The following is a 737-nucleotide window of genomic DNA, read 5'->3' as shown; positions in this document are numbered from 1 at the left end:
TGTTTACATCTCTGAAGGTTTACGCCGTAAATATCCGAATGCAGAACTAGATTTCAATTGGCACTTTTTGTTTCCATCCAATAAGTTAAGTGTCGACAAAGAGACAGGGCAACTGCGAAGACATCATATAAATGAAAGCGCAATTCAAAGAGCGGTAAAGCGCTCCGCGCTCGATGCAAGCATAGAAAAAACGGTTACCTGTCACACGTTAAGACATAGCTTTGCAACGCACTTATTGGAATCTGGTGCCGATATTAGAACAGTACAAGAGCAGCTTGGTCACACCGATGTAAAGACCACCCAAATATATACCCACGTAATTGAGAGAGGTGCAGGCGGAGTCCTAAGCCCTTTATCAAGTCTTTAAAAAAACAAAAGCCACCTGGTTGGTGGCTAGTATCATGAGCGGGTGATGAGTTAGTACAAGTTAGTGACGCTCACCAAGTTTAACCATTCCTTTTGAGTCAAACCACAATGCTTGCGAGCGGCGACGACCAATAAGAATTGGACCATCATCATAGAACAAAAAGTTCTTCCAATGCTTTTTAAAAATCGACCATTTTGTTTCTATGACATTGTACTTTTCGTAACAGAAATACACGGTCACATCATCTTGCCAATCGATATGTGCATCAACTTCTTGTGGCATTTCAGGCTCATCCGATTCCCATGCAGCCATCCAATCTACAGATTCTAACCAATTTGATTCACTCATCGGCCAATCTTGTGAGCTTAGG

The 737-nt window shown here is 42.1% G+C and carries 2 protein-coding genes; one reads left to right on the top strand and one right to left on the bottom strand.

The features are described from left to right. Positions 1-367: tyrosine-type recombinase/integrase (locus R7R24_RS26655; RefSeq protein WP_318120110.1), on the top strand; the 367-nt coding region annotated here is incomplete at its 5' end. A gap of 60 nt (positions 368-427) precedes the next feature. Here the strand turns inward: R7R24_RS26655 and R7R24_RS26650 are convergent. Next, the coding region (locus R7R24_RS26650; RefSeq protein ID WP_318120109.1) for a DUF2947 family protein at positions 428-737 on the bottom strand (310 nt) is incomplete at its 5' end.

The sequence above is a fragment of the Vibrio sp. 704 genome, assembly GCF_033339295.1.
Note: the sequence above shows the minus strand (reverse complement) of the source record. Positions and strands in the feature narration are given on the sequence as shown.